Source organism: Mycobacterium sp., assembly GCF_035603715.1.
In the GTDB taxonomy this organism is placed as follows: domain Bacteria; phylum Actinomycetota; class Actinomycetes; order Mycobacteriales; family Mycobacteriaceae; genus Mycobacterium.
The window spans coordinates 1-5265 of record NZ_DATNJW010000429.1; the positions used below are offsets into that span (position 1 = coordinate 1).

At 65.1% G+C, this 5265-nt stretch carries 6 protein-coding genes; 2 read left to right on the top strand and 4 right to left on the bottom strand.

Annotation, left to right across the window (positions count from 1 at the left end; all coding sequences use genetic code 11):
• On the bottom strand, nt 1-1559 hold a 1559-nt coding region (locus VN856_RS17845), incomplete at its 3' end, for an AMP-binding protein (protein ID WP_325691396.1).
• Between the two features lie 325 nt (nt 1560-1884).
• Here VN856_RS17845 and VN856_RS17850 point away from each other — a divergent pair.
• Nucleotides 1885-2379 carry a hypothetical protein gene (locus VN856_RS17850; protein WP_325691398.1) on the top strand — a complete coding sequence of 165 codons (495 nt, stop codon included), beginning with the start codon at nt 1885-1887 and terminating at the stop codon, nt 2377-2379.
• A 4-nt stretch (nt 2380-2383) separates the two neighbouring features.
• Here VN856_RS17850 and gabT read toward each other — a convergent pair whose 3' ends face one another.
• The 3 genes from gabT to VN856_RS17865 form a co-directional block, all read right to left on the bottom strand.
• Nucleotides 2384-3724 (bottom strand): 4-aminobutyrate--2-oxoglutarate transaminase, encoded by a 1341-nt coding sequence (gene gabT / locus VN856_RS17855; RefSeq protein ID WP_325691400.1) that lies wholly within the window; start codon nt 3722-3724, stop codon nt 2384-2386.
• Between the two features lie 100 nt (nt 3725-3824).
• Complete coding sequence (locus VN856_RS17860; RefSeq protein WP_325691402.1) at nt 3825-4067, bottom strand: hypothetical protein; 243 nt, start codon at nt 4065-4067, stop codon at nt 3825-3827.
• A 75-nt stretch (nt 4068-4142) separates the two neighbouring features.
• Nucleotides 4143-4814 carry a nitroreductase family protein gene (locus VN856_RS17865; RefSeq protein ID WP_325691405.1) on the bottom strand — a complete coding sequence of 224 codons (672 nt, stop codon included), beginning with the start codon at nt 4812-4814 and terminating at the stop codon, nt 4143-4145.
• A gap of 79 nt (nt 4815-4893) precedes the next feature.
• Between VN856_RS17865 and yajC the strand changes: the two genes are divergently transcribed.
• Nucleotides 4894-5223, top strand: a complete 330-nt coding sequence (yajC, locus tag VN856_RS17870) for a preprotein translocase subunit YajC (RefSeq protein WP_325691407.1) — start codon at nt 4894-4896, stop codon at nt 5221-5223.
• The last annotated feature ends 42 nt before the right edge of the window (nt 5224-5265 follow it).

The following is a 5265-nucleotide window of genomic DNA, read 5'->3' on the forward strand; positions in this document are numbered from 1 at the left end:
GTGACGAACTCGCCCTGCGCGAGCTTCAAGACGTTGTTGCGCCGGTCGACGTACACCAGGTGATCCGGCGCGGTCTCGGCGAAGACGTCGCCGGTCCGGTAGTAACCGTCGTCGTCGAACACGCTGGCGGTGGTTTCGGCCCGCTTGTAATAGCCGGGGAACATGTTGGGCGTCTTGAGTAGTAGCTCGCCCCGCGGGTGTGGCCGGTCGGTGGCGTAGTAGCCCAGGTCCGGCACGTCGACCAGCTTGTAGTCGATGACCGGCGGACGCTGAATCTCGCCGTCCAACAAGACCATTCCGGCCTCGGTGGATCCATAGCCGTCCACCAAATGCATCTCGAGCAGCGACTCGACCCACTTCCGCAGCTCGGGGGAGGTCGGTGCCGAGCCGGTCATCGCGAAGATGAAGCGCCCGCCGAGCAGCTCGTTGCGTTGCTCGCTCAAGACCTGCGACTCTGCCACCTGACGATCGGCGCCTTCGGCGGTCCGTCGTCCGACTTCACTTTGGTATTCGCTGTGCAGCATCTCCCAGATCCGCGGCACGAAGTTCAGTTCGGTGGGCCGCACCAGGCGCACGTCCTCCAACAGCGTCGAGAGGTCGCTCTTGGCGGCGAAGAAGGCGGTGCCTCCGTTGCCGAGCGTGCCGTAAAGGGTGCCGCGGCCCATGACATGGCTCATCGGCATGAAGTTCAACGTGATTGACGCGGCACTCGGCCCGAACCAGTTCTTGGTCGAGCGGTTCCACATCTTGGCGACATTGCTCTGCGGGTACATCGCGCCCTTGGGGGCGCCGGTACTGCCGGAGGTGTAGATCAGCAACGCCAGTGGGTCGTCCTCACCATTCTCGACGGCTGGCGCCGCGGGCAGGTTCGCCCCGCGCTCGCGCACCTCGTCGAGGGTCTCGATGGTCAGCGACAGGTCTGTCAGCCGTTCGTGGGCGTTCTGCAGCGCCTCGCGGTTCTCGTCGAGCTCGCTGCGGTAGTCGAAGACCACCAGCCGTCCGGGCGTGTGACCCGCCTCGGCGGCGGCGAGGATCACGTCGACTGCATCCGAGAGGTAGTCAACGCTGGCCGCGAAGAGGGTGGGCTCGGTCTCGAGGACGATCGGCTTCAGTTGCGCGATCGCCGCGCTGGTCTGCAGGGGAACCGACACTGCGTTGACGGCACCGAGTGCGATGTCGATCGTGGCGTAGTCGACGCTGGTGAAGCCCAGGACGGTGACACGGTCACCGGCTGACACCAGTCCGTCGGCCAGCGCGCGGGACAGCTCGTCGACGCGATGGGCCAATTCGCCATAGGTGACGTGAGAGAACCAGGGCATCAGCTTGGCTGATGTCCGCCCCGTCTGCGGGTCTTGGACCAGCTCATACGCGCGCTGCGCCAGCGCGGGTCGGTCGGAGTAACCCTCCAGCACTGCCTTGGTCACCTGGGGGAATCGCGTGCCGGCCGCCTCGATGGCAGCGGAAACGGCTGCATCTGGTCGCGCGGCCGCGAATTCCGGGTCGTTGGCGGCCAACTCTGCGACGCGACGTTCTTGGTCTACTTGGATCTCACTCGACATGTCAGAACCTCACAACTGTGCGCATTGGGAAATCTAATCGTGCGACGCTGCACGTAATGATTACTACGTTAGCAAAGGTAACGATATTCCACATGTCCCAGAATGGTGACGATATGTGACTAATTGCACCGCCCTCGCGCGTCTTGCACCGATCCCGCTCGTCGCGCCGCGGCTGTGTCGACTCCGAGTGCCGCGGGTACCCGCTTCCGATGCGCCGCTGGAATCTCTGCGACCCGACTCGCCGCTTCGGTTCTGGAATTCGGACAGATTGTTGGGAAAAAGCATGTAATCAGCCGGTTTTCGGCGTGGCATACGGTTCACCTTCATGACCCGCACAGATAGGCGTGGCAGGTCGCTCAAGGCCTTCCTGCAGGCGGAGATCGCCGGTGTTGACGTCACGATCGAAGAGATGCGCAAAGCTTGTGGCCTGACGCGGGCCAGCTATTACGGAGAACCCAGCGGCACCGGCCGCGGCTTCGGCGACAGCTTCCCCAACTCCGAAGAGTTGCGGCAGGTGGCCGAGCATTACAAGTTGGGCGAGAACGGGTGGGTCAGCCTGTTGGTCGAATTCGGTTGGCTCCAACCCGTACCCGGCACGCTTCGCATGCCCTTCACCGCCGAACAGCCCGACCAGTTGCAGGCGCCGCCGATCGGTTTCGTCACGCTTCGTGATGCGCTGTCGCGCTATCAGAATGCCTCCGTCCTCATCGTCTCGTCAGACGGAACGGACGTCTCGCTCGCGCCGATACGCCAAGCGCTTCAGGAACAACCCGACGGCTACCTGATGGTGTTCGGCACCACGCCGCCCACCGACAGCTGAACGCCTAGAGCTTGGCCAGCAGACCGGTCAGCACATCGAGGCCTTCGGTGAGCAACTCGTCGCTGATCGTCAGCGGCGGCAGGAAGCGCACGACGTTACCGAATGTGCCTGCCGTCAGAATGATTACGCCCGCGGCAGCTGCCGCGGCGGCCAGCGCGTTGGTCAGCTTGGCGTCGGGTTCGGCGGTGTCGGGCTTGACGAACTCGACGGCGATCATCGCGCCGCGGCCCCGGACGTCGCCGATGCGTTCGTCGGCGGCCTGCAGCGCGTGCAGTCGGTCCTTCATCAGCCGTTCGATCTGGCGGGCCCGATCGATGAGCCCGTCGGCTTCGATGGTGGCAAAGGTGGCCAGCGCCGCCGCGCAGGCCAGCGGATTACCGCCGTACGTGCCGCCGAGGCCGCTGGAATGCGGGGCGTCCACGATTTCGGCGCGACCGGTGACGGCCGACAGCGGCAGACCGTCGGCGATGCCCTTGGCGATGCAGATCAGGTCGGGTTCGATGCCCTCGTGCTCGCAGGCGAACATGGCCCCGGTCCGGGCGATCCCGGTTTGCACCTCGTCGGCGATGAACACCACGTTGTTTTCCCGGCACCAGTCCAGCAGCGCGGGCAGGAATCCCTCGGCGGGGACGATGAAGCCGCCTTCGCCCTGGATGGGCTCGATGACGACCGCGGCCAGGTTGTCGGCGCCCACTTGTTTGGAAATGATGTCGATGGCGCGCCGGGCCGCCAGCTCGCCGTCGGTGGCCATTTCCTTGTCGATCAGCCCGTCACGAAACGGGTAGGACATTGGCGCCCGGTAGATCTCCGGCGCGAACGGACCGAACCCGCTTTTGTACGGCATGGATTTCGCGGTCAGCGCCATCGTCATGTTGGTGCGGCCGTGATACGCGTGGTCGAAGGCCACAACCGCAGATTTCTTGGTGTACGAGCGAGCGATCTTGACGGCGTTCTCCACCGCCTCAGAGCCGGAATTGAACAGCACTGAGCGTTTCTCGCCCGAGCCCGGGGCCAGGCGGTTGAGCTGTTCGGCGACGGCCACGTACTCCTCGTACGGCGTCACCATGAAGCAGGTGTGGGTGAAGTCGGCGACCTGAGCACGCACCGCATCGATCACCCGGGGCGCTGAGCTGCCGATGGTGGTGACCGCGATGCCCGAGCCCAAGTCGATCAGCCGGTTGCCGTCGACGTCCTCGACGATTCCGCCGGCCGCACGGGCGGCGAACACCGGCATGGTCATGCCCACGCCCGCCGACACCGCCGCGGCGCGGCGTCTAGTCAGCTCGAGCGATGCCGGACCCGGGATTTCGGTGGCGAGGTGGCGGCTCTGTTCGATGGCGGACACGCCAAAAGCGTAGCCCGGCGACGACGCGGGCCGCGAGGCTCAACGAGATGACAAGCCCGTGAATCGCGGCCGCGTCGACCGCTTGGTTACGACGCTGCAATCAGCCGGCCGCCGTGTGCCCCAATTCGCGGCAGACATTGCCGTTCGGGTCCCACCACTGACCGGGGGGACAGTTGAGTGCCGGGCCCTGACCAACCGGCCGGCACACATTGCTGTACCCGTCCCAGTACTCGCCAGGCTGGCAGCCCGGCGGGTCGGCCCAGCTCGTCGCCGGCGTTGCGAACGCTACGGCTGCCGCCGCGAGCACCACGGCACCCGAAAATCGGCCGATCAGGTTTCTCATTCGATCCTCCTCGGTAGCCAGCGTGTGAACACACTGGAAAGCGACAACGTCATTCTTGCCACATTCCGGCCAGGATCAAACCCCGAATGCCGGACCGTCGATCGAATCGACCGTAACAAAGGAGCCGACCGGTTCGCGACGAAGTCGGCGTGGTTGCCTGACCGGATACCCCAGCGCGATGATCGCTGCCAGCGCCAGCGGGTCAGGTGCTCCCAGAACAGCTTTCACCTGTGGCTCCGCACGGATCGCGATCGTCGTGATGACGCCGCCAAGACCTTCGTTGCGGGCTGACAGCAGGACGTTCCACGCGAACGGGTAGATGGACGCGCCGCCGGCGAACGTGTACCGGTCCACGTCGCGGTCGATCGCCGCCAACCTCGACAAGTCGGCGAATAAGGCCAGCAATACCGGGGTTTCGTCGAACCTCTCTGCGAAATCGCCTGGTACTGCGGTGTTTTCGGCAGCCAGTGCGCGAGTCTCGGCGTCGCGGTCGTTGGTCGGTGACCACGGTCGCAAACCGGCGGCGGCCAACGCCAGATAATCACGGGAACCGCGCAGGTAAGAATCGCGCAGTCGGCGACGTTTGGCGGCGTCCTTAACGACCACCACCCGCCAGGCCTGCGCGTTACCTCCGCTGGGCGCGAAGCGGGCGGTGTCGAGTACCCGGGCCAACACGACGTCGTCGACGGCCTGGTCGGTGAATTCGCGAACGGCCCCGGTGGTCCGCAACGCCTCGGTCAGTTCCATCGGTCAATGATCCAGCACTGCCAGGGCCTAATGGCACACTGGTGACCGTCATAGGACCTACGGAAAGACCGCTGCCGTCATGAACCAAGCAATTACCTTCCTGCCGATGCTCGCCATCCTGGGGGTGTTCATGTTCTTCGCCTCGAGGCGGCAGAAGCGTGCGATGCAGGCCACCATCAACCTGCACGAGTCGCTGCGGATCGGAGACCAGGTGCAAACCACCTCTGGGTTGCACGCCACCATCACGCGCATCACAGACGACACGGTGGACCTCGAGATCGCCCCGGGCGTGGTGACAACCTGGGTCAAGCTGGCGATTAGGGACCGGATCGAGCCCGAGATCCTGGACACTGGGGCCGACGAGGTTGGCGATCTGGCCGATGACCCGGGGCGACTGCCCAACGACTGAGGTCGGCGGCGCGCCCCGTACCCTTTTCGGTGCGGTCGAACT

Excerpts from the sequence above, each read along its gene's own strand:
- VN856_RS17850 (WP_325691398.1), top strand. The coding sequence starts at position 1,885 with ATGACCCGCACAGATAGGCGTGGCAGGTCGCTCAAGGCCTTCCTGCAG.
- VN856_RS17860 (WP_325691402.1), bottom strand. The coding sequence starts at position 4,067 with ATGAGAAACCTGATCGGCCGATTTTCGGGTGCCGTGGTGCTCGCGGCG.
- VN856_RS17865 (WP_325691405.1), bottom strand. The coding sequence starts at position 4,814 with ATGGAACTGACCGAGGCGTTGCGGACCACCGGGGCCGTTCGCGAATTC.
- yajC (WP_325691407.1), top strand. The coding sequence starts at position 4,894 with ATGAACCAAGCAATTACCTTCCTGCCGATGCTCGCCATCCTGGGGGTG.